Genomic DNA, 26,669 nt, shown 5'->3' on the forward strand with positions numbered 1-26,669 from the left:
TATAATAATTGGTTTAAGTGATATTATTATTTTATAGCATGGTCAATTGGAATTTGTTGTCCCGACCAAATTTTCTTTTGAGTCCAGGGCTGGTAACCCTCACTCCAAAAAGCATCGTTAACCGGTAACCCCAATACTAAAAAAGCTTCTGCACATAAATACAAACTTCCTGTTGAAATATACCCTTCCCCAATATTAGGCTGATGACCATAAAGTCCAATTTGAAGCCAACCATTCTTATCGAAAGTTTCCGGAGCATTGATCTGACGATGGACCATCGTGTACAATGCCGAACGAACCTGTGCCAGACTCACTTCTTTAGGCAATTCTTTCCAAAGCGCAATTTGCGATAATAATTGGAAAGCGCCAAAACGATAAGCTAAGGATCTCCCTATAGGAGGATAAGTTCCGTCAGGCGAAATAAGACGCTCCTGAATAGCCGCATAACGACGGGCTCTGTCCAATTCGGTTTTAAACTCATCCTTGCGCTGCCCATTTTGTTCATTAAGCGTTTTAAAAATATCCAATTGCATTGGATGAATCACAAAACTATTGTAATAATCCCAATGAAAATCAGGACCATCTCCATACATACCATCACCTAAATACCATTTTTTGTGTTGATCCAAGGCGTAATTTAATCGTTCCTTATCTTCATCCTTATCAAATTTAATGATAGCAGCTTCTACCATCCCTGCAAAAAGCAACCAATTGCTTTCGTATGGCTTGATAACCCTTGATGATTTTAATGCTTTAATCACATTCTCTTTTGTTGTTGTATCTAATGGTTCCCAAAGCTGTTTTGGTGCACGCAACAAAGCCTGAGCAAAAAAAGCGGCATCAACGAGTGGTTGTCCTCCTTTAACAAAATTCATAAAATCAGCAGCATTAGGATCAGTCGCATTATGAATGGATTTTTGGGCCAAAGCAATATACTTTGCCCTTAATTTTCCTTCAGTAGTTTCATCCGGACCTAATTCCAGCCACGGAGCCATTCCTGACAGCAATCGACCAAAAGCTTCCAGATGCGTTACATGGGTTCTGTCATCCCATGCGCCCGGAGATTTCTCAACAGGCATTTGCGCTTTTAATTGATTCTTACTTAAAGCATTCAGAACAGGATCCCCAATTTTAACCAAAGAAGACACAAAAAACTCCCTAACTTTTTCAGGCGAATCTTTATGAAGCCTTTTAGACTGTGAACAAAGTGTATGGATAACTCCAAAAAAGAGAAAGCCCAACAAAACAGCTTTCTGCAAATAATTTTTCATGAATTTTTAATTTAGTTTCTAATTTTTTCTTCTTCTGAATCAACAAGTTAAAACAGCAATTAAGTTGATTTCCAAAAACTTTCATTGAGAATGTATTTGTTATCTTTTACATTTTGATACTTCTTCTTAAATTCAGAAGGATTCATATCATAAAATTGCTGGAATTGCTTTCTAAAATATTTAATATCTCCAAAACCGGCCATGGAAGCCGCCTGACTTATTTGTAAATCGGTTGTAATTAATAAGGTAGCTACTTTTCTTAATCGCACATTACGTGTAAACTCAGTCACCGACTTACCAGTAATCTTTTTAATTTTTTTATAGACTAAAGAATGGCTCATCCCCATTTCACTGGCCAAATCTTTAATATTATAGTTTTCTACATCTAAATTAGCATCAATAACTTCTACAATTTTATCCAACAATTTTTTGTCTTCATCGGACAATTTTGGACTTGCCACATTTTTTGTAACCGAATTGAGCAAATAATTTTGTTCACTATCACGTCGGGTCAGGATTCCGTTAATTCGCGCCAGCAGATAATCATTATCAAACGGTTTGGTAATGTAATCGTCAGCACCTACTTCGGCACCTTTCAATTTCACCTCTTCCGAAGTTCCTCCGGTAAGCAATATTACAGGAATATGTTTTAAATCCTCATCTGTTTTTATATGTTTACAAAAGCTTACCCCGTTCATATCGCCCATTACCACATCAGAAATAATCAAATCAGGCTGTACTTTCCTGATTATTTCCAATGCTTTTTCGGCACTTTCGGCCGAAGTAACCCGGTATTTAGGCCCTAAAATTTTCTTTAAATAATTTCTGATTTGCGGATTATCATCAACCACTAAAATACTTTTTGCATCCTTAACTAATTCGTCAGCAATAACTCCTTCATCTATTTTCTCTAAAACATCTTCCTGCAAAGCCCTTTCCTCCAAAACATCCTCTAAAAACAACGTTCGATCACTTAAATCTTCCCTTATCTCTATATCTCCAAAATGCTCTTTCCCTGACAGCAATTTAATTTCAAATGTCGTCCCTGCTTTTTCATTATCAAAACAACGCACCTCTCCATGATGCTGACTAACAAATTGTTTCACTAAATAAAGACCAATACCAAATCCTTTACGCTTATTTGTAATATTTTTATTGGACTGATAAAACAAATCAAATATTCTCTTTTTATCATCATCCAAAACCCCTTCACCATTATCAGTCACATTAATAATTATCTGATTTTCGGTAGAACGCAAATTAACAGAAACCGCTCCGTTTTCTTTCTCTGTAAATTTCAGAGCATTCGAAATTAAATTAAACAAGGCTATTTCTATTTTTTCCCTATCTACATAAGCAAAAATCTTTTCTTCGGAAATACTAAAACTATAATCAATACCCTTTGTTTTAGCATGATGTACAAAACAACTAAACACTTCTTTACAAAGCTCGACAATATCGATTTTGGCAATTTTAAGTTTTCCCGTCTCGGTTTCCGTTTTTCTAAAAAGCAACAACTGATCTACCAAACTCAGTAATCTTCGGGAATTACTATACACCATTTCTATAGCTCCCGGCTCAATTTTTTGATTATCCCCATAAATAATATCTTTCAGCGGATTGATAATCATCGTTAAAGGCGATCGGAACTCATGAGAAATATTAGTGAAAAAAGTCAGCTTTTTTTCATTCAATTCCTTTTCCTGTTTAGCTAAATCCTGTGAAAGTTTCACTTCATACTTAAGTTGTGCTTGTTTTTTCTGGTATTTATCAACAACATATATTATAAAAGCAACTGCTAATAAATAAATCAGATAAGCAAACCAACTTCTGTACCACGGCGGCAAAATAGTAATAGGCAATGAAATAGTTTGAGAATTCCAAACCCCTTCTACATTAGTCGATTTGATTTTTAAGACATAATTTCCTTCAGTTAATTTAGAATAATTAGCACTTCGGATATTATTCACATAATGCCATTGAGAATCCCAACCTTCTAAGAAATAAGCATAAGATATTTTCTCGGGCAAACTATATTCTAAAGCTGCATAATCTATATTCAACATTGACTCATCATAAGGAAGCCTGAGCTTGTCTATTCCAAAAGCAGTCATCCCTGACTCTTCCAAAGCCTTATTGTTGACTTTAATAGAAGTAATAACCAGTTTAGGAAAATCATGAATTAAACTATTTATCTTAGTATCAATAACATTAAATCCTTTAATCCCGCCAAAGACAATTTCACCCGTAGAGAGTTTAAGAGCAGCATTATAATTAAATTGATTACTTTGAAGTCCATCGACATCATAATAACTTGTAATTTTTTCACTAGTTTGATTATACACAAAGACACCATTATAAGTACTACACCAATAAAGACCTTGATTATCTTGAACAATATTAAGTACCGAATTATTTGGAAGCCCATTCACTTGAGTTAAAAAACGCATTTGTAGGGTTTGGGGATTAAAAACTATTAAACCGGCACCTTCTGTCCCAACAAGCATTTTAGAACTTGAAACAGCAATAATAGAGCGTACAGGATATTTAACTTCAATGCTTTGACTTTGTAATGTCTTTGGGTTAAGCTTAATTAACTTGGTAAATGTTCCTAACCAAATATTACCCTGAATATCTTCGGCCATAGAAACAATCCCACTAATTTTAGCATCCACAAAGTCAAATTGATCAATTGCTTCATTGTAACGATACAAGCCCTCTTCATCAGGAGAGGCAGCCCATAAAACCCCTTCTTTACTCTTAAAAAGTACCCAGATATTTTTTTGAACAATATTATAGGTAAGATTAAAAAGTCGATACCTCTTAAAACTATGTGTTTGTTGATTAAAAACACAAACTCCACCTCCATAAGACCCAAACCAGATTCCTTTATGGTCTTTTAAAATTGTCGAAACGAAATCATTCGTTAACGAATTAGGGTTTTTTGGATTATAAGAATAATTGGTGAACACATTATTTTTTCTATCCCATAAACTGGCTCCGGCTCCGTCAGTTCCTATCCAAATGTGATCCTTATCCTGTTCACATAACGATAAGATAAAATCGCTAGGTAAAGTATTACCTAATTTTCCGCTTCTTGAAATAGTCAAAAAAGGACTTTTTCTATTTTCAACTTTATTTACACCTCCCCTTAAAGTTCCTATCCAAACCCTATTATCACTATCTAAGCACAAAGAAGTAATAGCATTACTGTTAAGTTTTTCTTCACCCAAATAATTACTTAATAAAGTAAAAGAATCAGAGGAAAAGTTGTACTTCACAACTCCATTGCCATTTGTAGCAATCCAAATTTCTTTTGTATCCGGCTTATATACTAAATCAGCAATAGGATATTGAATTTCTTGATTATTATAGAAACGATATGATTTATCTACAATATTGTATTTTAACAATCCCCCTTCAGTTGAAATCCAAACATTTGAAAATCCGTCATAAAAAACACATGTTCCAATCAAAAGTTCAGAAAAAACTACCGACAATCTATTGTTTTTAGTATCCATACTCACAATCCCCACACCTTGAACAAAACCCCATAGCCTACCCGATTTATCAAAATCGATGCCTTGCATATGGTAATTCCATCGCAATTTTCCTTTTACATAAAGAGGAATCTCTAAAATTGCACCTCCTTGTACAGAGCAATACAACAATCCTCCTCCTGCGGTAGCAATATACATCTTACCCTTATGATCCTCAACCTCATTAATAGTTATTTCTATCGGTTCTTTCTTAGCTGTCAGAGGATTTACAAAATACCTTCTGCTAAAACGATTAGTCAAATAACTGTAAACACTCAGTCCGGTTTTTGTCCCAATCCAAACTTCATCTTTAGTCCCTGCAATACTAACTATCCTATTATTGATTAAAGAATTGAAATCTCCGGGTTCGTTTCTGTAATTCAGAAAATTATAACCGTCATATCTGCTTATCCCATCATAAGTACCAAACCACATTAAGCCTCTCTTATCCTTATAAACAGCTGTTACTGCATTATTCGCCAATCCATTTTCTATACCCAAATAGCTAATACTGTATTTTTCCCCAACAGAATTTGGAACTATTGCCTGCAACTTTGCGGAGAAACAGAGTAATAATGCAATAAATAAAAGAGTTTGGTTTTTAAATGTAAGCATGTGGTTAGTCATTTGGTTAAATAGTAAAATTTTATTTTTTTAAAATCAAATTTTATTTTTTGGAAGAACTTAAATATATATGATTCTAAAAGTAGAAAAAACCTATGAAAAATATCATAGGTTTTTTAAAATAAAAAAACACATAAACCACTATTAATTTACTATTGAAATCACATAAGAATAACTATATTTTTTATCTAACAATCGATAGCTGTCATGAGGCAAACTTCCCCAACTATCATCACCTCCTACTCCTCTTTGTTTATAATCTAAATGCAGGTAAACCACCTCTTTAGAATCTAAATCCAAATCCGATGGATGTCGCTGCGACTTACGCTTTCCTGGATCCAAATCTTCGGTTGGAATATTCAGTGTACTAAAACCAATCGGCTGAACTCCTTCTATTTTCAGACCTTTCCCTTTAGAGTCATTTAGAACTAACCAGCGAACATCTGTTTTATAACCTGATTCCTGAGGACGTATGTAGTTTCTTGTAAACTGATTAATCACCTTATCTGAATAGACACCCATAAATGATGCAGTATTTCTATCTGCATAATTTTCCCAAGGACCTCTTCCGTAATAACTTAAATTATCATAAGCTCCGTTTAATTTCATACGCATCCCAAAACGAGGCAATTCAGGCAATTCTTTTCCATTCATATCAACAGAAGCTGTAATTTTTACAGAACCATTGTTTTGAATTAGATAATCTACACTATACGGAACTTCTACCTGAGCTAATTTGTATACCACTTTAACCAAAACTCCTTCTGAAGATTTTTTATCAAGATTAACACTTACCACAGTTGGATTCTTATGCGCTTCCCTCCAGATAACTAATTTATTTTGCATTCCGCTTCCAAAATCATTATCTGTTGGCGCACGCCAGAAATAAGGCGTTGGAAAACCAGAAATTATAGTTGACGGATCATTTTTCAATCCATACTTTACCAGTTCACCATTTTTCAAATCAAATTCACCCATTATATTTTCTGTTTCAAAAGAAAGCACATTACCCTTAACAGCATACTTAAATTTGGATGGACTTTTTGAAGCCAAAACATTATTTTTAAAATAATCTCCCTGTCCTATAGCAAATTGTTCTCTTGCGAATTCATGACCTTTAACAACTAAAGGTGTATCGTATTTTGAAACCGCAAATACATTTAAGAAATATTCTGCACCAGCATCAAGAGTTCCATAGTTGAGTTTTATTTCTTTGGTCTCTTCTGGATTTACATCTAAATTGAATTCACCTGAATTAACTTTTAACCCATTTTTTATTAACTCCCATTTAAAAGTATAATTAGACAGATTTGTGAAATTAAAATAATTTTTCACCAATAAATCCGTGTCATTTTTAAGCTGAAACTGAATATCCTGATACACTTTTTTCACTTCAAACAAACCAGGATGCGGAATTCTGTTTGCCGAAACCAATCCGTTAGAGCAGAAGTTTTCATCGTTATGCAAATGAGCACTTCCTAAATCTCCACCGTAAGCCCAAAACTCTACACCTTTTTCATTTTTAGTTTTCATACCCTGGTCTACCCAGTCCCAAATAAAACCACCCTGCATATGCTTACTTGCATGGATAATATCCCAATATTCCTGAAAATTACCGCTACTGTTTCCCATAGCATGTGAATACTCACACATAATATAAGGACGATCTTTTTTGGCATCTGCATATGTTTTCATACTCTTAATACTTGGATACATTGGACACACAATGTCAGTATTTTTATTTTCTCCAGCTTGTTCAAACTGAACCAGACGAGTGGAATCCGCCTGTTTTAACCAGTTGTACGCATCATAAAAAACAGGACCGTTACCACATTCGTTTCCTAAAGACCAAATAATTATCGATGGATGATTTTTATCAAAAGCAAACATTCTTTTGATACGGTCTAAATGAGCCGGAGCCCATTCCGGTAAATAAGCAGGATGCTTTTTCTGATCAAACCAATTTTGCCATTCGGCGCCCATTCCATGAGTCTCGATATTGGCTTCATCAACTACATAAAAACCATATTCATCACATAAATCGTAAAACTGCGTATCATGCGGATAATGACACATTCGAATCGAATTAATATTAAACTCCTTCATTAACTGAAGGTCTTTCTTCATTAAATCTTTATTTGGTACATGACCATTTACATCATCATGTTCATGTATATTAACCCCTTTTACAAGAACAGCTTTTCCGTTTACTAACAACTGAGCATTCTTAATCTCTACCTTTCTGAATCCTGTTTTCTTAGAAATAACTTCAAAAACATTTCCTTTACTATCGAGCAAAGTAATTGTATAACGATATAGATTAGGCGTTTCAGCATTCCATTGTTTTACGTTTTCAATTGTCTTTTGAAAGCTGATTTTTGGTTCTTTCGAATTTACTTTTTTGCTTTCCGAAAAAACAACTTTACCATCCTTATCAAACAATTCCACTTTAACAGCAGGATTTTTAATCTTATTGTTTTCGAAAGACTTTAAAGTAACATCAAGATTAAAAATCCCGTTTTTATATTGATAATCTAAATCACTTTTTACAAAATAATCCCAAACAGTCGTTTTAGGCATCGCCTGTAAATAAACATCACGCTCAATTCCGCTTAATCTCCAGAAATCCTGATCTTCTAAATAACTTCCATCATGCCAACGGAAAACCTGTACTGCAATTAGATTGTCTCCTTTCTTTAAAAATGAAGTAATATTAAATTCGGCTGGAGTTTTAGAAGCCTTTGTCATCCCTACCTCTTTTCCATTCAAAAATACTTTGGCATAACCAGTAATAGAACCAAAATGAAGTATGATTTCTTTGTCTTTCCAGAAATCGGCAATAGTAAAAGTACGTCGGTAACTTGCAACAGGATTATAATCTCCCCCAATGAAAGGAGGATTTTTAGGAAATGGATAGGTAATATTAGTATAAATAGGAATATCATAACCTTGCATTTCCCAGTTTGAAGGAACTTTTATTACATTCCATTTTGAATCATCTAAATTTTCAGAATAATAATCTAATGGTCTTTGTATCGGATTTTTAACAATATTAAATTTCCAATCTCCGTTCAAACTTTGATACAGCACTGACTTTCTAGGATCATTCCTCTTTAGTTCAGCATGATTACTGTATAAAAGAAACGAACTTCTCCCTTCAATTTTTCCTCTATCCAAAAGCTGAGGATTTTCCCAATCATTATTTTGTGCAAAATTAATTTGCGCCCCTAAAAACAGAACAAGGGCTAAAAAGACATTCTTCATCTAACTATTTTTGATTATCTAAATTTTAATTCCAAAACAAAATAGAAAATCGTCATTCCAAACCAGCTTAATAAAAACACACATTAAAAAACCATCCTAATTATTAACCAAAAAATAAAAATAGCCAACTGAAATAAGGAATGACAAAATCTACATCACAAATTTAGATAACGCCACAAAAGAAGGGAGGGGTAATACAATACAATAACGGGGACATTTCGACATTAACAGCCTAAAAACAGCCTTTATTCCAATATTTTAAACAAAAACCTTTTAAAAACAACCCAAAATCTATTTGAATATTCACCTAAAAAGAGGCACTAAAAAAGTGCTGTTTTCAGTCCCGAAATCACTCCAAAACGACAATAAAAAAGAATAAAAAAAGAGGCTATCTCAAAAATGAGACAACCTCTTTTAATTGGAACCAGAGCCGAACTTTTTTTGGTATGACTCCTATATTTTTTTTTTAATATTTCTTGTAAAAAAGAAAAGCCTCTTCTTTCGAAGAGGCTTTTGTACCCGGAGCCGGAGTCGAACCGGCACGGTTTCCCACAGGTGTTTGAGACCAGCGCGTCTACCAATTCCGCCATCCGGGCTTAGCAGACAAGAATAATAAACAATTATTCTAACGCAATAAAGAAAATCAGTCTGAGACCAAATGTCTTTCCTTTAACACGGTGCAAATGTAGAAAATATTATTTAAGTTTCTAATAAAAAATCTTAAAATTTTACTTTCACAGTCAAATTAATTTTCTAATTTTGCAGCTCGATAAAACAACATATACTAACACACTCCATCCGAGGTACTTACATACATTTTAAACTTTCAAAAAAAGTAAAAACCGAACTGTATCAAGCACAACGGAATAAAAACAACAAATTAAATGTCACAAAGAGAACCAGAAGCTAAAATTTTTGCTTGTTCAAAAAGTGTCTATCTAGCTGAAAAAATTTCCGAAGCATACGGAATTCCGCTAGGGAAAGTTTCTTTATCCCATTATAGTGATGGCGAATTCCAACCATCATTTGAAGAATCAATCAGAGGTTTACGTGTTTTTCTAATTTGCTCTACATTCCCTGACTCAGAGAATTTAATGGAGTTGTTATTAATGATTGACGCCGCAAAAAGAGCATCAGCAAGACACATCACCGCTGTTATGCCTTACTTTGGATGGGCAAGACAAGACAGAAAAGATAAGCCAAGAGTTCCGATTGGAGCAAAATTAATTGCTAAAATGCTGGAAGCAGCCGGAGCTACAAGAATCATGACCATGGATTTACATGCTGACCAAATCCAGGGATTCTTTGAAAAACCGGTTGACCATCTTTTTGCTTCAACAATATTTCTACCTTATGTAGAAAGCCTTAAGTTAGACAACCTAACTATTGCTTCACCTGACATGGGAGGATCAAAAAGAGCTTATGCTTATTCTAAATTTTTAGAATCTGACGTTGTTATTTGTTACAAACAAAGAAAACAAGCTAACATTATCGACACCATGGAATTGATTGGTGAAGTTAAAGGCCGCAATGTTATCTTAGTTGACGATATGATTGACACAGGAGGAACTTTAGCAAAAGCTGCCGACTTAATGATCGAAAGAGGAGCCTTAAGCGTTAGAGCTATTTGCACGCACGCTATCTTATCAGGAAACGCATACGAAAGAATAGAAGAATCAAAATTAAGCGAGTTAATCGTTACCGATTCTATCCCATTAAAGAAAGAATCAAAGAAAATCAAAGTGGTAAGTTGCGCTCCACTTTTTGCAGAAGTAATGCACATGGTACAAAACAACAATTCCATCAGCGGAAAGTTTATCATGTAGTCATTGCGAGGAACGAAGCAATCTCACTATAAAATGCACTGAAATATAGTGCTCAAAAAAAAGAGTTTAATTAATAACTATATAAATATTTAAAATGAAATCGATTACAATTAAAGGATCAGAAAGAGAAAGCGTGGGCAAAGTTGCTACTAAAGCCTTACGTAATGCTGGAGCGGTTCCTTGCGTGTTATACGGAGGAGATCAACCAGTTCATTTTTCAGCAGAAGAAAAAGCATTCAAAAACTTGGTTTACACTCCAAACGCTCACACAGTTGTGATCGAATTGGGTAACGGTAAATCATTCAATGCAATTTTACAAGACATTCAGGTTCACCCAATTTCTGACAAAATCTTACACATTGACTTTTTCCAATTGTATGATAACAAAGAAATCACTATTGAAGTTCCTGTAAAAATCGTTGGTAACTCTAAAGGAGTTATGGCAGGTGGAGATTTACGTATCAACAACCGTAAATTAAAAGTGAAAGCTTTACCAAAAAATCTTCCGGATTTCGTTGAAGCTGACATCACTCCTCTTGACATGGGTAACAAATTATATGTTACTAAAGTACCTACACCAGACTTCAAAATCATGCACCCGGATAACACAGTTATTTGCCAGGTGAAGATGTCTCGTGCTGCTATGAAAGCTGCTCAAGAAGCTGCAAAAGCTGCAAAAGCACCAGCAAAAGGAAAGAAAAAATAATCTTTTTTCAATCATACTTAAAAGCATCAGTTTTCCAACTGGTGCTTTTTTTTTGATTTAAAGCGAAACACAAGTCCTTCCAGCCAGCAAATGTTCCCGCTATCACCTTTATCTCTCCGTCCCAAAAGGACTTCGAGGATACCGGCTCTATCGGAGCTACAACAGCCAAGATAATTGCATATCCTGGAACAAAAATCCTCCAAGCAAATCAACAAATAACCAAATTAACTTATTTTTGCTACATGAAAAATTGGTTAATCAACCTCTATACAAAATCAAAAACAGAGGAAAACATAGACAACATGAAGAAATACCTAATAGTAGGGCTGGGAAATATAGGCGCAGAATATGTAAACACCCGCCATAACATTGGATTTAAAGTATTAGATTATTTAGCCAAAAAAGAAAAGCTTGATTTTCAAACAGTAAAATTAGGCTCCCTGGCCGAATACAAATTCAAAGGAAGAAGTTTTTTTCTTTTAAAACCGAATACCTATATGAATTTAAGCGGCAAAGCCGTTCAATATTGGATGGAAAAAGAAAATATTCCATTGGAAAACATCTTTGTTATTACCGACGATTTAAATCTTCCATTTGGCACCATCCGCATCAAACCCAAAGGAAGTGATGGTGGCCACAACGGATTAAAAAACATCAATCTTGTATTAAACACAAATCAATATACCCGTTTCCGTTTTGGAATTAGTGATGAATTCAAAAAAGGAAAACAAGTAGACTATGTACTGGGCGAATGGAACTCTGCAGAAAATGAAGCATTAACAGAGCGACTAGAGTTAGCTTCAGAAGTCATAAAATCTTTTGGAACTGCAGGCTTAGAAAACACTATGACTACATATAATGGAAAATAAAAAGAGGCGAGATATGTTCTCGCCTCCTCTATTTAAATCAGAAAACCTTACTTAATAATCATCTTAGCTGTTTTCTTTACAGACCCATCTAACAAAACCACAAAATAAACTCCTGATTGCGGTTTATGAGGCATCTGAATATTTTTATTAAACCCTCCGTTATTAGGATATTTTTCATCAAACAATCTTTTTCCTGCAAAATCATACACAAAAACCTCAAGTTCTTTATTAGCAGAAGTACTAATATACTGAACATTAAAATTCCCATCATTAGAAGCAGAACTTACGATTAAATCATTACTAGCATCACCATAAGGGATCAACTTATAATTTTGAGTACAAATCGAAACTGAAGCAGCATTTAAAACCCCCGAATCATTGGTATAAACATCCCTAATGCGCAAAGTCCAGGTACCTTGAGGATTTTCCCCATTAAAATCACTTAAAACCCCTAAAGGCACAACAGTTTGCAAAGCAGAATTACCACACGCCAATTCATCTCCAGCATCATCATAAATCAAATTCAATCTGCCATTAGTACTACCACAAACACTATATAATAACTTAACTATTGTTCCTTGAGGACTTACTAAATCCATTTGAATATCTGAAAAATAAGTATGCGTTATATCCAAGTTCACATTGACATCAGCAACAGATGAAGTAGTAGATGGAAAATTGATAATTCTGCTTGTATTAAAATTAGATTGTTCAGGAATAGCAAATGGAGTATCAAAATTAAAAGTCTGACAGCTCGACTCAACTATATATCCTATTGCAAATGCCTTGCTATTTACAGCATAGAAAATATTATCAGTAGGCTCAATTAAGATTCTGCATAATTTAGAAGAAACATTAGGAACTTTTATCGTCTCTGTTCCATCATTAGCAACAGCTGTAGCTAATGTAATTGGAAAAGTAACCCCATTATCGGTTGACAGTTTGATATTAACAGTAGAAGCTCCCGCCAAAGCATTTGTCCCGTTTACATTCCAGGTAATTGCCTGCTCCGTATCCTGAAACCAACTCAAATTCTCAACATTTTGAGAAGTCACCTCAAAAGGACCAGTTGAAGCATTTACAGTAACTACCATTTCATCTGATAAAGTTTGAGCCAAACCTTCGGCGGCATTATCTCTGGCCGTCAAAACAAAATGAAGTGTTCTCCCCACATCTGACACTGATTCCCATTTACTCCTTAATCTCCCCGCTAAAACATTATCAAAACCAGGCATATATCTTACTGGAGTACTAACAGGAGGAAACGATCTAAAAAGAGGACCATTGGTTTTTGTACTCACAGCCAAACTTAAATCTCCACTTGCAGACGTAGCCGTATCATCTTCTTCCCAAGTATATGTCACCACAGATGACGTGCTCCCTGTACCTTTTAGAACAAAAGCTGTACCTTTAGGAATAGTATAATCGGCACCCGCACTCACAGTTGGAGCAGCAGCAGCAATAGTTGTAACTACCGGACAAGACTTAGTTGCTAAATTATTCTGAATTTGACCAATACTTATGAATGAAAAATAATCACTGGAATGCAATTCCACATCATAATCTTCGGTAATACCTGCATAACCCATAATTGTAGAACCACTCCCCGGTTCAACACTCACACCTGTTCCTTCGATATCATAAGAAAAAGTATGATTTGCCCCTAACTGATGCCCCATTTCATGAGCAACAAAATCAATATCAAAAGTATCTCCTTTAGGAATATTATTTGAAGGTGAAGTATATGCACTACCTTTTCCAGCATTACAAACACAACCTATACAACCAGCATTTCCGCCTCCACCGGAAGCCCCAAACAAATGCCCAACATCATAATTAGCATTCCCAATTACAGCTGTCAAATTATTCTGCAACTCCGTTCCCCAAGTTCCATCAGTCATTGAAGTTCCCACTCCTACGTTGGCAACCGAATAAGGATCAGTTGAAGCATTAGTATAAATTATTTGATCATTATTTGCGATAAGCACAAGCTTTACAGCCAAATCCCTATTGAAAATTCCGTTAACCCTGGTTAAAGTTGCGTTCATAGCTGCTAATGCCGCACTAACAGTTCCTCCGAAATAAGCAGTATATTCCCCTGTACAAGACAATGCTAATCGTAAAGTTCTGAACTTTTTATCACTGGATACAATTTTTGATGTTTTGCTGCTAACTTTAGTTGAGATGGACTCGTCTACAGTAGTACAACTGAAAGGGAAGCGCTCTTTTATTTTACTTTTGGAATCAAAAACCACATAAACATCTTTGTTTTCTACAGCTTTCTCAATAAACTCCATCTGATTCCCTTTTCTGCTAATCATCGTTTGAATCCCCAAAGAGGACATACTAAAATTCAACAGAGCTGTCGCATCAGTAATCCCAACACCGGAATAGGAACGAATATCGGGATATTTAGCCTGAAGTTCCGGTTCAAAATTAGAATCTTCATGAACTAAAAATTTCTCTAAAACACCATTAGCATTGGGCACCGTAATAACAATATTATCAATCTCAGTCTGTTTCTTATCATGAATATTTTTTAATCTTGTCTTTAATGCTTCTTCTTCTAATTGAAACAAAACAGCATCTGTAGATTCTAAATTACCTAAAGCTTTGGCTGTAATTTGAACTGAAGACGGATCTATTCGTTTCCACGGATCTTTGTCCTGAGCATTAACTGCCGAAAAACACAATAAAAGAAACACAAACAGACTACTTATTTTCATGACCAACTGGATTTATGTCTCAAAAATAAAGTATTTAAATCAAAATGTATTCAACAGAACCGTTAATTAATACACGAAAACCAATCCGTTATTTAAATATTATTCGTCTTTTTAATGAAATCAACTAAAATCCATCAAAAAAATAGAATCGGCATACTGTAAAATTTAATTTAGATAGTATAAATTTGCACTACTATAAAACAATTGCTTTGAAGATTTTTCATTCTATAAAAGATTTCAGTTCTCCCAAAAAAACAATCCTAACCTTAGGAACTTTTGACGGGGTACATATTGGACATAAAAAAATACTTGAAAAAGTAATTCAGCATACACATGACGAAACATACGAAAGTCTGGTGTTGACTTTTTTTCCACATCCAAGAATGATTTTACAGGAGCGTTCAGAAATAAAATTACTAAATACTATTTCTGAAAAAATTGATTTGCTAGAACAATTAGGGATTCAAAATTTAGTCATACATCCTTTTGATGAAAGTTTCTCAAGATTAACAGCCGAGGAATTTGTAAAAACGGTATTAGTGGAACAATTCAAAATCCACAAAATTATTATCGGTTACGATCATCGATTTGGCAGAAACAGAACTGCTGACATCAATAATCTGATTGAATTTGGAGAAAAATATGACTTTGAAGTAGAGCAAATATCCGCTCAGGAAATCAATGATATTTCTGTAAGTTCAACTAAAATCAGAAATGCCATTAACGAAGGAAATATGTTTTTGGCCAACAAATATTTAGGCTACGACTATTTTTTAACCGGCACAATAATTAAAGGAAAACAACTCGGAAGAACGATTGGCTTTCCTACTGCCAATCTTAAGATTGAAGAAGACTACAAACTAATTCCGCTAAAAGGCGTTTATATTGTATCGAGTCAAATCAACAACCAAAAAGTTTTTGGCATGATGAATATTGGCCTTAACCCAACAGTGGGAGGCGAACAGCTATCGATTGAAATTCATTTTTTAAATTTTGATGGTGATTTATATGATCAAAAAATCAGTATTGCTATTCTAAAACGCATCCGCGGCGAGGAGAAGTTTGATTCTATTACTTTATTAAAAGAACAAATTGAGAAAGACAAAACCCAAACACTTTCTTATATCGAAACGCTTTAGAATCAAATAAAAAACAAGGCCGTTTTTTAAAATAACTCCTATATTTTACGTAAATTTGATAGACACATACCCTGTTTATCAAACATTTATTTTTTAACCCTAAAAATTAAGCGTATGAAACTGCCAAAAGAATTTTATAATGGAGTTATTATTTTTACAGGTATTGCTCTTTACTTTTTGTTGATGGAAGCGCTTCACCTTTCCAATGTCTACTTTTTACGACTATTCAACATCATTTTTGTTTATTATGGTGTAAACAGAACCCTGAAATCTAATTTTGCGGAAGGGAAAACAAATCTTCCTGACAATGCCATTTCAGCATTAACAACTTCACTAACTGGTGTATTTTTAAGCATTTCGGGCTTAGTTGCCTACATCTATGCCAAAGGAGGAGACAGCTACATTAAAACCTTATCGGATTCATTATTGTTTGTAGGAAGTCCTTCGGTAATGACTTATAACATTTCTTTACTTTTTGAAGGAATTGTTTCCGCTGTAATTGTAACTTTTTCACTCATGTTATTTTGGAAAAAGAAATATCCAACGGACTAAAATAACAAAGACATATCAACAAATATTTATAATTAGGTTACTAAATTTTAAATGCTATCCAAATGAAACCACCTAAAGAAATCTCAAACGGATTTATAATTTTTATAGCCATTGGAATTTACTTTTTACTCATGGAAGTCTTAAACCTATCTAATTTATTTTATTTACGACTTTTAAATATCTTTTTTGTTTTTTATGGAGTAAACAGAACAATTCAGATGAACCTTACTGAAGGAAAGAAAAAATTTGTTTCAAATGCAATCTCAGCCTTATTCACTTCAATCGTTGGTGTTATTCTTAGCATCATCGGTCTTATAGTATACAGTTATTTACAAGGAGGAGATGCATTTGTACAATCTTTATCTGCCACTTTTCTTTTTGGCGGAAATCCATCCATAGATGCTTATTCCATCTCATTATTGTTTGAAGGACTAGCTTCCTCGGTAATTGTGACCTTATTATTAATGCTCTATTGGAACAACCAATTTTCTACAGATTAAATTCATTTATCTTCTTTTAATCCAATTCCTTTTTAAAGCTATTGCATTGCTATTTTGAACATTTTGACTACTTTTGACCCATCAAAAAACACAATACAATGAGTATTACAAAACACAATTGGACAAAAGAAGAGATTATTGCTATATATAATAAACCGATGATGGATTTGCTTTACGAAGCAGCATCTATTCACAGAGAACATCACGACCCAAATGTGGTTCAGGTGTCTACTTTATTATCTATTAAAACAGGAGGTTGTCCGGAAGATTGTGGGTATTGCCCTCAAGCCGCACGCTATCATACTGGTGTTGAAGGAAACGATTTAATGTCAGTCAATCAGGTAAAAGCACAGGCATTACGTGCTAAAGAATCCGGTTCTTCACGTGTATGTATGGGAGCAGCCTGGAGAAACGTAAAAGACGGACCCGAATTTGATCAGGTATTGGAAATGGTTCGTACCATTAACAAACTGGATATGGAAGTATGTTGTACTCTGGGCATGATTACTGAAAATCAGGCACAACGTCTGGCTGAAGCAGGACTTTATGCTTACAACCACAACTTAGATACTTCTGAGGAATATTATAAAGAAGTAATTTCGACCAGAGGTTTTGAAGACCGTTTAGAAACTATTGAAAATGTTCGTAAGACCAATGTTACCGTATGTAGTGGGGGAATTATCGGAATGGGAGAAAGTATCGAAGACCGTGCTGGTATGTTAGTCGCTCTTTCTACTTTAAACCCTCAACCAGAATCAGTACCTATTAATGCCTTAGTTGCTGTTGAAGGAACACCTCTTGAAGAAGAAAAACCGGTTGAAATTTGGGAAATGATTCGTATGGTAGCTACTACCCGAATTGTGATGCCAGAAACACAGGTACGCCTTTCAGCAGGAAGAACTAATATGAGTCGCGAAGGACAAGCAATGTGCTTTTTTGCAGGAGCTAACTCGATTTTTGCAGGAGACAAACTTCTAACCACCCCTAATCCGGATGTAAATGAAGACATGAAAATGTTTGAGATGTTAGGTTTGAATCCACAAAAACCATTCACTAAGGTTTCACAACCAAAAACAGTTGAAGCCGAAGACTCTCAATTTGCTCCTCTGGGTGAAAAACCAAAATGGTCACGTCCGGGACACACTATTGAACGTAATGTGGAAGCATCAATTAAAGGAAAATAAACCTATTTACATACAACTAAAAAGCCATTAGATAAATAATTTTCTAATGGCTTTTTAGTTTGCGAACTCAACTCTCTAATAAATAATTTTACTGCTTACTTTTGTACCATCTGCCATCAATATATCAACTAATAACACTTGATGAGTTGCAAGCAGTTGTTGAATAGCAAATACACTAGCATTGATATCTTCTTTTCTATAAAGAGTTCTTCCTGCAGTATCATAAACAACTACCGTTTGCAATGAGATTACTGAAGATTTTACAGTTATAACTCCGTCTTGTACTGAAACCAAAACTTCATTGCTTGAAACTCCTTCTTTAACCGAATCTCCGGCACTTGTAGTTCCACTGTTTGAAGTTCCGTTATTTACAACTTCAGTAGTAGTAGTAGTAGTAGTAGTAGATGGTGTTGTTGAAACCACCACTTCTTCAACTGCATTTTTATCTGTATAACGCAATACAAAACGATTATTGAAAGCCCCTTTTTCAGTAGTAAAAGTATACGGACCTTTTTTAAGATCATGAAGCACTTTCAAATCCTTATCTTCTAAGAAAACATTCTGAGTAGCTAAAACCCCATCTGTACGATCAATACTAATCTGGAATTCCCCCACAATAGTCGATTTATACCCTAAAACTACACTGTCTTGTTTTACAAAAGGCAAGGCACGACCTTGAATAGTATATTTTTTAGTTTGATTCACACTATAAAAATCAACAAATTGATTCCCATCATAAGTTAAACCATCAAAACCTCCATCATATTCATTTGTAGCTCCTGTTATGTAACCTACCAATGTTTGCTTAAAAGCTCCTTCTTTATTAGATAAGTTCAGCCAAATTCTACTTTTTTGAATCGCTACAGTACTTGTCTTAGCTGAAGAGTTCAATTTAAAAAATTGCGAATTATTCACTCCTGAAGTACCTCCTTCAACACGCATGCTATTATTAAAAGTTAATGTTCCCCCTGAAGTGCTTGACGGCGCAAAGAACCCCTGACCAGCAGCAATTTTACCATCAAAATTATTAGCAGAACTATTAGTCACAACTCCTCCTGTACGATTATAAATAGCATAATCACTTGTTGTATAATTATAAGTTGCATCTCCTGCAACAGCACTACTTGGTGCCGAATTATGTGTCCAAAAATAAAGTGTTCCTTCTAAAACAGCCGCATTTGTATTCAAAAACACATCGGCATCAATAGCTGACGGATAAGGATTACCCAAAAGATGCACCTGATTCCCGGCTACTATGAAAGACACCACTCCATTATTAGGCGTTCCAATAAATGTTGGATTAGTATCAACAGCAGCAACAGTAATACTAAAAGTTTGTGGTGCTCTGACAAGATAACCTCTTCCTGCAGTCATAGTAGCCGCACCATTATAAATAATTTGCCAACCATTATTGTAACTATAGTATTTATCATAAAGTGTATTAGGCGACAAATTCTTTAAAGTTTGTGGTGTAACCGGCGAAGACCAATAGGTAAAATCATATCGTTTTACAGCAGCGGTATAACGTTTATAATTAATATTCCCTGTATTTACCGCATCATCATTAATTTGCACTAAACTCGCATTGTTTTCAAAAGTTAATGAAGCAGTAGTAGCTACATCAATACCATTTTCAATTTTCAAAGTACGTCCTGATTTTATAGTTACAGCAGTCGAACCTGTAATCTGACATGAACAACCTACAATATCAACATCGTTTGCATTTGTATAATCAGAAGCAAAAACTAATCTTTGATTAATCGTTGGAGTTCCATTAGACCAAGAACCAGTAGACCAAGTATTGGTTTCAGGAGCTACAATAGTAACTGTTACAGTATTCGAAGTACAACTTCCATTAGATACTGAAAAATAATAAGTACCCGGTAAAAGACTAGATATTGTTTGTGTTCCTCCAGCTGTAATAGCATAAGTATCATTATGTGTTCCTGTTTGAACAATAGTTCCAGATGTTGGTAATCCATTTAAAGGCACACTACCTGTAGGCACTTTACAAGTTGGATTTGTAGGGGTTCCTGCTGATGGAGTTGCTGGCACATTATTAACCGCAATTGACAACGCATTTGATACCGTTCCATTTCCACAAGCATTAACACCATAAACTGTAAGATTCCCCGAAGTAGCACCAGATGCAAAAGATATTGTTACATTATTTGTTGTACCTGAAATTACAGCTCCCGTCCCGGAATATGACCAAACATAGGAAGTTGCATTAGTTATTGTCGAAATAGAATACGAAACAGATAATGTTCCTTTACACACCGTAGCAGCTCCTGAAATTGTTCCCGCAGCAATAGGAAGAGGATTTACAACAACTGTTGTTGAAGCACATGATGTTGTATTACAAGTTCCTTCATATCGAACATAATAAGTTGTTGTTGAAGCAGGAGAAACAGTTATACTAGTTCCTGTTCCTACTAAAGTTCCTCCACAAGAACCTAAATACCATGTCGCTACAGCTCCTGTACCAGCTGTACCACCACTCAAAGTCAAAGTTGTTGAATTACCATTACAAATTGTAGTAGTTCCGGTAATACCTGTTGGAGCAACAGAAGATGAATTTACAATTGCTGTAACATCTAATCTTGAGGAACTCTCACAACCAGATACTGTTTGAGACGCATAATAATGAGTCCCATTAGTCAAAACTGTAGTTGATGCTAAAGCAGAACCACCAGTTGAAACCGAATACCAATTTATCCCAGTTCCTGTTGCTGTTAAATCTGAAACTTTTGGATTACCAGAACAAAATGATTGCGAAGCAGTTCCTGTTGGTGCAGCAGTATTAGTTACTGTTACAGTTACCGCTTTTCTTACGGTTGTATATCCACTATAAACAGCTTCTACATAATAAGTTTTTGTCGAATTAATTGTACCCGTATTATAAGTTGAACCTGTATATAGAAGATTCCCTCCAGTTTGTGAATCATACCATTTAATTGTAGCGTCATTTGATGGAGAAGCTGTTGCTGTTAAGGTTGAACTACCAGAATTGCATATTGAAGCTGGACTTGCACTAACTGAAACAGAGCTATAACCCCCATTATTCACTAAATCTTCAAAATTGGTCAATGCACTATTTCCCGTACATGATGCCACTTTAACACTTCCAATTTTTATTAAATCGGACGCACTACAATTCGAACCTGCACCAATCTGCCCTCCTGACTCTACTTCAATTGAAGAACCATTCGCTAATTGTAAATCATAATTCCCAGTTGAAAAATCTATTGATGCTCCATTTCTAACTATAAATCTTATCGGTCCTAAACATGATAAATCTAAATTAGAAGTCATTGTCAAAGTCATAGCATTTGTACCATCACCGATATTCAAAACACCTCCACAACTATTTAAAGGAGAAGTACCGCAAGTTAATCCTGTTGTAGTTCTTGATGTAGTAATAGAACATTGCGAAAACCCTTTAATTGAAAAGAATAAAACAACAATAAGAATTAAAAAATTTTTATAAGTAAAAATAGGTCTCATATTTTTTTGATTTGGGGCGGGCAAGCCTTTAATACTTTAATATTCAATTCATCAAACATGAATTATGAGACAAGATTAAATCTAATTTTTTGTTAGATAAACTAAAAACGTTGATGTACTTATATTCTCGTTGAAGTGCGTTTTACACACTTAAAAAAGTCTTATTTCTTAAGGGTTTTCAAATAAAAACAAAAACCATTTCTTAGTATTTAAACTGCATTTTTAACGAAAAAATCCCGAAAGCTAAAGCTATCGGGATGAAAAAAATTGATAATTTTACTTTAATAAACAATTTTTACGGTATCTGTTTTTTCATTTGCCAAGACAACTTTTACAACCAATACCTGATGTGCTATATGCAAATTTTGAATTAAATAATCCCTCAAGTCTATGGCATCATCCTGATAAATAAGCTGTCCTAAAACATTATAAACACTAACTTTTGAAATTACTGCTGATGAAGAACTTAGTTTTATATCATCAGCATCAACAGCAACCGATACATTTTTATCTAATGATGAAATCTCTGTATTTTTATCGGTATAACGCAAAACAAAACGATCATTAAAAGTACCTTTTTCAGTAGTAAATAAGTAAGGTTCTTTTTTTAGATTGTGAGTTACATTTAAATAGCTGTCTTCCAAAAATACATCTTGTGAATCCAAAATACCATCAGTTTGATTAATACTAATTTGATACTTCCCTTTATTAACAGATTGATATCCTAAAATCACTGTGTCTTTTTCATCAAAAGGCAAAGCCCGTCCTTGTATTGCTAAATGCAATCCTTGGTTCACAGTATAAAATTCAACCTCCTGATTCATTTTTAGAATACTTCCGTCAAAACCGGCATCATAATCATTAGTTGCCCCCTTTAAATACCCTACTAAAATTTGTTTAAAAGCCCCTTCTTTGTTGGTTAAATTCAACCAAACGCGATTTCTTTCTATCTGAGATTTAGAACTAAGCTTCTCATTTGTATTAATTTTAAAAAACTGAGAATTATTTACCCCATAATCTCCTCCATTAACTCGCATGCTATTATTAAAAATCAACGATCCGCCAGCAGCACTGGATAAAGCAAAAAAACCTTGCCCTGCAGCAATCTTTCCACTTGGCACATAACCTCCTGAAACAGCTTTAGTAGCAGTACTTACTATACCTGTTCGGTTATATGCAGCATAATCATTCGAACTATAATTTAAATTTGCAGTACCAGCTGTAGTAATTAAAGGTGCCGTGTTATGTGTCCAAAAATACAGAGTCCCTTCTAAAACCGTCGAATTTATATCTAAAAACAAATCTGCATCAATAGCTGAAGGATACGGATTGCCTAGTAAATAAAGTTTGTTTACTCCTAAAGACAAATTAATTACTCCATTATTTGGAACCCCAATAAAAACAGGATCAGCATCAACCTGAGGATCTGTAATACTAAATGTTTGTGGTGCTCTTATTGAATAACCATTCCCTGGCTGCATTGTTCCAGCTCCATTATAATAAATCACCCAACCAGTATTAGGATTATACCCATAATACTTGTCTGATAAAGTATTTGGTGATAAATTTTTCAACGTTTGACCAATAACAGGTGATGACCAATACGTAAAATCAAAACGTCTAATAGGAGTAGTAAAACGTTTATAATTAATTATTCCAGTATTAATTGCTGCATCATTTATTTGAACTAAACTCGCATTATTTTCAAAAGTCAAACTACCACTAGCAACATTAACTTCATCGGTCACTTTCAAGCTGTGAGTACCATTTATTACCACATTAGCTCCATTTGTCACTTGGCAGGAACAGCCTTCTAAATTAGAATTTGAATTAAAATTCTGTTGAAAAACAATTTTTCTATTAGCATCCGGGTCACCATTTATCCAGGTTGTTCCATCCCATGTTGAAATCTCACTTAATATTTGGCAATTCGTTGCCGAAGACACACATCCTGCTATATTTTTTATAATTACATTATAAGAACCAACCGCCAATCCTGATTTTACATTACTTGCCTGATAGTTCACACCATTATCAAAACTATAGGTATCAGTTGCACTCTGAACAGTAACTGTAACAGTACCCGTATTTACAGAGCATGTTGGTTGTATAATTGTGGTTACCGGAGTGGTCAACTGTGGTAAAAAAGTAATTTTCCTTGTTCGGGTATAACTGGCTACATTACAATCAGCTCCGGAAGAATGTAAAGTTACAAAAACACGATATTCAGCTGACTCAGCCGGAGTTCCGCCAGTTATACTCAATGTAGCAGTAGTGGCACCCGAATAAGCTCCTCCATCATTAACCACATTCCAGACTCCCGAAGTAACCGATTTTTTCCACTGATACGAAACTACATTTGCAGGGTAAGAAGTAGTTACTGTATACAAATAATTAGTTCCATAACACTGTGTCACGTTTGTTCCTCCAGAAACATTCGTAATTTCATTCACTGAAAGAGTTACAGTATTGGAAGTCACACTACAACTGCCATTAGAAACTACAACCTGAAATTGAGTACCATCAGGATATTGTGTACTACTTACATTATCAATTTTAATTTCTCCTGTCGAAGGATAAGAAGTATTTGATTCAGAACCTGTAAGTGTTATAAAACTCACATCTGTAAGTCTTTTGTATTTCCAGGTATAAGTCAATCCCGACCCCGAAGCTACTACTTTAAATTTCACCGAATTTCCTTCACATTCCAATTGATTTGTTGGCTGAGTAGTTATAACCGGCAGGGAATTCACTATAATAGTACCAGTAGCACTTATATTTCCGCAACCTCCGGTTAAAGGCACATTATAATTAAAAGTTCCAGATTCTGTCGGAGTACCACTAATTGTAATTACATTAGCTGACCAAGAAGCATTCAGCCCCAAAGGCAATCCTGTTACAGTGCCAATTCCTGTAGCTCCGGTTGTATTATGAGCAATAGAACTCATTAATGTATTCACGCATAAATTAGGAGAAGAGGATGCCGCAGTCACAGTATTCAAATTAACTACAAAAGCTCCCGACACAGCAGTAGTAACAGGTATTCCACAAGAACTATTTATAACGCAATAATAATATTTTGTACCTGCTGTTGAACTTGAAGGTGTATAAACATTTGAAATTGCCCCCGAAATAGAAGTCCCTCCTGAATTACTCGCCGTATTATTACTATACCACTGATAACTAAGAGAACTCCCAATAGCTGTAACCGAAATAGGCCCAAAATTTCCACCACATGTAGATTGTCCGGCCAAGGATTGACCAACAGACACTCCTGATACATAAACCGGCACTGGTGCTGAGTACTTTGTTCCACAGCTACTGGCACTTGAAGTATATTTCACTCTATACCAGGTCGTAACAGTCAAAGAAGAAGGAGAATAAGTATTTGAAGTAGCCCCTGAAATTGCGGTGTAAGTTCCTCCTGAAGACAAACTGTATTCCCATTGATAAGTAGGAGAAGGTGAATTAGTAGTAAATGTCAATGTTGACGGTGTGTCTCCAGAACAAATTGTTTGATTTTGTGGAGTTATTGTAGCTGTATAAGCATTCCCTCCTGTACCACACTCTAATGAAGTTCCGGAACAATTTGTTGTACAATCATTTCCAGAACCATAAATATTCGATGATCCCTGTGTTGTCATCGAACCTGTGGTATAAAACTGCCCGGTAGTTCCTGAAATAACTATATTACCATTATTCGTAGAATAATTTCCATAAACCTGAAACAATCCATTTACAGTAAAAGTTCCATTACTGTCACTATTAACAGTATTCCCATAGACAATTAAAGTAGCTCCTTGTTCAATTGTAATATTCACTTTATCGCCAATAATAAAATTATTTGAAGTAGAACCCAACGTACCTAATACCAAAGCAGCTCCGCTTTTTACTGTCAATGAAAAAGCAGTATTTCCTCCAATACTAGTAATACCACCAATAGTAGTAGTTCCCGAAGCAATGGTTAAACTCCCTCCTGCGTTTAAATTAGTAAGATTATAGCTAGAACCTCCGGGTTGATCCGTTACATCATTATTAAAAGTATAAGCACCGGTACTGATAATTAAATCCTGATCAAGAGTTAGAGGATTATTTACAGTTACGGTACTAGTGCCGGAAGGCACTCCGCTGGGTGTCCACGATGAAGCTGTAGACCAAACATAAGCAGAACCGGATGTAGTAATTTGACCGTGTATTTTTACAGAAAAAACAAATAAAAGAAAAAATGGAGAAAAGAGCCCTTTACGTAAAGTTATTCGCATAAATTTATAATTATCCAATTAAATGAAATATATTTTTAAGAAAAGAGGCGATTTAAATTAAACCATTAAGAATCAGAGATTAAAAGAAAATCGACAACAAGCATTTTTCATCGCCAATCAGCATTTTTTTCACAAAAAACAAACTTTTTAATAGAAATAAGTACTTTTACAACAGCAATCTAAGTCTAAATGAGGATTCAAAAATGAAAGAATTTTTTACTACAAAAGAAGCTTTACAAAAAATAGAACATTACTGTGCTTATCAGGAACGTTGTCATGAAGAAGTAGAACAAAAACTACGCAGCATGAAAATGAATTCGGATGAGATTGACCAAATCATTACCCAACTTATCAATGACAATTTCTTAAACGAAGAGCGTTTTGCCTGCAGTTTTGCCAGAGGCAAACACCGCATCAAATATTGGGGAAAAATTAGAATTACTAATGAATTAAAATTCAGAGGCATCAATCAAACGCTGATTAACATTGCCCTGAAAGAAATCAACAATGAAGAGTATTACACTACTTTTGACACTCTGGCAAACAGACATTGGGAATCCATTCGCGAAACTAATTCACTAAAAAAAAGAAAAAAATTTTGCGATTTTATGATTAGAAAAGGATTCGAAAGTAATCTTGTTTATGAGAAAGTCCGGGAATTGGAAAATAATACAACAGAAGAATAGATTTCTTTCGCAAA

General features: G+C 34.7%; 14 protein-coding genes and 1 tRNA gene. 8 read left to right on the top strand and 7 right to left on the bottom strand.

Going from position 1 to position 26,669, the window contains the following annotated elements:
- Window positions 1-26 precede the first annotated feature (26 nt).
- The 4 genes from BLR17_RS01675 to BLR17_RS01690 form a co-directional block, all read right to left on the bottom strand.
- Complete coding sequence (locus tag BLR17_RS01675) at window positions 27-1,271, bottom strand: DUF2264 domain-containing protein (RefSeq protein ID WP_066328295.1); 1,245 nt, start codon at window positions 1,269-1,271, stop codon at window positions 27-29.
- Between the two features lie 59 nt (window positions 1,272-1,330).
- Entirely contained in the window at window positions 1,331-5,425 is a 4,095-nt protein-coding gene (locus BLR17_RS01680; protein WP_169817164.1) for a hybrid sensor histidine kinase/response regulator transcription factor, read from the bottom strand.
- 153 nt (window positions 5,426-5,578) lie between these two features.
- Entirely contained in the window at window positions 5,579-8,698 is a 3,120-nt protein-coding gene (locus tag BLR17_RS01685) for a beta-galactosidase, LacZ type (RefSeq protein ID WP_066328293.1), read from the bottom strand.
- A 516-nt stretch (window positions 8,699-9,214) separates the two neighbouring features.
- Window positions 9,215-9,294, bottom strand: a tRNA-Leu gene (locus tag BLR17_RS01690).
- A 288-nt stretch (window positions 9,295-9,582) separates the two neighbouring features.
- Between BLR17_RS01690 and BLR17_RS01695 the strand changes: the two genes are divergently transcribed.
- The 3 genes from BLR17_RS01695 to pth all read left to right on the top strand — a co-directional run bounded on the left by BLR17_RS01695 (window position 9,583) and on the right by pth (window position 12,099).
- On the top strand, window positions 9,583-10,524 hold the full coding sequence (locus BLR17_RS01695) for a ribose-phosphate pyrophosphokinase (RefSeq protein ID WP_066328292.1): 942 nt from the start codon (window positions 9,583-9,585) through the stop codon (window positions 10,522-10,524).
- 94 nt (window positions 10,525-10,618) lie between these two features.
- Window positions 10,619-11,230, top strand: a complete 612-nt coding sequence (locus BLR17_RS01700) for a 50S ribosomal protein L25/general stress protein Ctc (protein ID WP_066328291.1) — start codon at window positions 10,619-10,621, stop codon at window positions 11,228-11,230.
- A gap of 242 nt (window positions 11,231-11,472) precedes the next feature.
- Window positions 11,473-12,099 carry an aminoacyl-tRNA hydrolase gene (gene pth, locus BLR17_RS01705; RefSeq protein WP_066328290.1) on the top strand — a complete coding sequence of 209 codons (627 nt, stop codon included), beginning with the start codon at window positions 11,473-11,475 and terminating at the stop codon, window positions 12,097-12,099.
- Window positions 12,100-12,146: 47 nt separating this feature from the next.
- On the opposite strand, the gene BLR17_RS01710 is transcribed toward pth, so the two are convergent.
- Window positions 12,147-14,825: a reprolysin-like metallopeptidase gene (locus tag BLR17_RS01710; protein ID WP_066328289.1), complete on the bottom strand. Its 2,679-nt coding sequence runs from the start codon at window positions 14,823-14,825 to the stop codon at window positions 12,147-12,149.
- Window positions 14,826-15,034: 209 nt separating this feature from the next.
- Here BLR17_RS01710 and BLR17_RS01715 point away from each other — a divergent pair, with 209 nt between their 5' ends.
- The 4 genes from BLR17_RS01715 (at window position 15,035) to bioB (ending at window position 18,200) form a co-directional block, all read left to right on the top strand.
- A complete protein-coding gene (locus BLR17_RS01715) occupies window positions 15,035-15,964 on the top strand; it encodes a bifunctional riboflavin kinase/FAD synthetase (RefSeq protein ID WP_066328288.1) in 930 nt (309 codons plus the stop codon).
- Window positions 15,965-16,078: 114 nt separating this feature from the next.
- Entirely contained in the window at window positions 16,079-16,516 is a 438-nt protein-coding gene (locus tag BLR17_RS01720; RefSeq protein ID WP_066328287.1) for a hypothetical protein, read from the top strand.
- 62 nt (window positions 16,517-16,578) lie between these two features.
- Entirely contained in the window at window positions 16,579-17,016 is a 438-nt protein-coding gene (locus BLR17_RS01725; RefSeq protein WP_066328286.1) for a hypothetical protein, read from the top strand.
- Window positions 17,017-17,114: 98 nt separating this feature from the next.
- Entirely contained in the window at window positions 17,115-18,200 is a 1,086-nt protein-coding gene (bioB, locus tag BLR17_RS01730) for a biotin synthase BioB (RefSeq protein ID WP_066328285.1), read from the top strand.
- A 75-nt stretch (window positions 18,201-18,275) separates the two neighbouring features.
- Here bioB and BLR17_RS01735 read toward each other — a convergent pair whose 3' ends face one another.
- Both BLR17_RS01735 and BLR17_RS16355 read right to left on the bottom strand, forming a co-directional pair.
- Window positions 18,276-21,707 carry an Ig-like domain-containing protein gene (locus BLR17_RS01735; protein WP_066328284.1) on the bottom strand — a complete coding sequence of 1,144 codons (3,432 nt, stop codon included), beginning with the start codon at window positions 21,705-21,707 and terminating at the stop codon, window positions 18,276-18,278.
- A 281-nt stretch (window positions 21,708-21,988) separates the two neighbouring features.
- Window positions 21,989-25,969, bottom strand: coding sequence for a T9SS sorting signal type C domain-containing protein (locus BLR17_RS16355; protein WP_083189386.1), 3,981 nt, complete (start codon window positions 25,967-25,969; stop codon window positions 21,989-21,991).
- 203 nt (window positions 25,970-26,172) lie between these two features.
- Between BLR17_RS16355 and BLR17_RS01745 the strand changes: the two genes are divergently transcribed.
- Window positions 26,173-26,655, top strand: coding sequence for a regulatory protein RecX (locus tag BLR17_RS01745; RefSeq protein ID WP_066328283.1), 483 nt, complete (start codon window positions 26,173-26,175; stop codon window positions 26,653-26,655).
- Window positions 26,656-26,669: the final 14 nt, after the last annotated feature.

It is taken from the genome of Flavobacterium glycines, assembly GCF_900100165.1.
In the GTDB taxonomy this organism is placed as follows: Bacteria; Bacteroidota; Bacteroidia; order Flavobacteriales; family Flavobacteriaceae; genus Flavobacterium; species Flavobacterium glycines.

Bases quoted from the DNA above. Each gene is read 5' to 3' on its own strand.
- BLR17_RS01675 (WP_066328295.1), bottom strand. From the start codon at position 1,271: ATGAAAAATTATTTGCAGAAAGCTGTTTTGTTGGGCTTTCTCTTTTTT.
- BLR17_RS01680 (WP_169817164.1), bottom strand. From the start codon at position 5,425: ATGCTTACATTTAAAAACCAAACTCTTTTATTTATTGCATTATTACTC.
- BLR17_RS01685 (WP_066328293.1), bottom strand. From the start codon at position 8,698: ATGAAGAATGTCTTTTTAGCCCTTGTTCTGTTTTTAGGGGCGCAAATT.
- BLR17_RS01695 (WP_066328292.1), top strand. From the start codon at position 9,583: ATGTCACAAAGAGAACCAGAAGCTAAAATTTTTGCTTGTTCAAAAAGT.
- BLR17_RS01700 (WP_066328291.1), top strand. From the start codon at position 10,619: ATGAAATCGATTACAATTAAAGGATCAGAAAGAGAAAGCGTGGGCAAA.
- pth (WP_066328290.1), top strand. From the start codon at position 11,473: ATGAAAAATTGGTTAATCAACCTCTATACAAAATCAAAAACAGAGGAA.
- BLR17_RS01710 (WP_066328289.1), bottom strand. From the start codon at position 14,825: ATGAAAATAAGTAGTCTGTTTGTGTTTCTTTTATTGTGTTTTTCGGCA.
- BLR17_RS01720 (WP_066328287.1), top strand. From the start codon at position 16,079: ATGAAACTGCCAAAAGAATTTTATAATGGAGTTATTATTTTTACAGGT.
- BLR17_RS01725 (WP_066328286.1), top strand. From the start codon at position 16,579: ATGAAACCACCTAAAGAAATCTCAAACGGATTTATAATTTTTATAGCC.
- bioB (WP_066328285.1), top strand. From the start codon at position 17,115: ATGAGTATTACAAAACACAATTGGACAAAAGAAGAGATTATTGCTATA.
- BLR17_RS01735 (WP_066328284.1), bottom strand. From the start codon at position 21,707: ATGAGACCTATTTTTACTTATAAAAATTTTTTAATTCTTATTGTTGTT.
- BLR17_RS16355 (WP_083189386.1), bottom strand. From the start codon at position 25,969: ATGCGAATAACTTTACGTAAAGGGCTCTTTTCTCCATTTTTTCTTTTA.
- BLR17_RS01745 (WP_066328283.1), top strand. From the start codon at position 26,173: ATGAAAGAATTTTTTACTACAAAAGAAGCTTTACAAAAAATAGAACAT.